Annotated in this window: 1 pseudogene; it reads left to right on the forward strand. The window is 55.7% G+C overall.

Annotated features, from left to right (window positions below):
- Positions 1-314 (forward strand): annotated as a pseudogene (locus HMPREF2942_RS09405) (hypothetical protein); the annotation flags it as partial.

A 314-nucleotide genomic window follows, 5' to 3' on the forward strand; every position in this document is an offset into this window, starting at 1 on the left:
GTGCGCGGTTTCAACTCGATTCTGGCAACCTCGTCTATTGATGCTGCCTGCACCTACTACGACACCCTCAACACTTTGCAGGAAGAGCGCATCGCAGACGGTACCCTGCGCCCCGAACAGAAGCTGAAGGTTGCCATCATCTACTCGCAGGGTAACGGCGGGCAGCTGCTCGATACCTTCGGTGAGGAAGAAAACTATGAATTCCCCACCGAAGGCACCGGCAGCCGCATGGACGGTTTCCTTGAAGACTACAACACCATGTTCGGCACCAACTTCAGCGCCGACGGCGACTCCTTCGATAACTACTACAAGGA

Origin of the sequence: Rothia sp. HMSC071C12, from assembly GCF_001813895.1 — a bacterium.
GTDB lineage: Bacteria > Actinomycetota > Actinomycetes > Actinomycetales > Micrococcaceae > Rothia > Rothia mucilaginosa.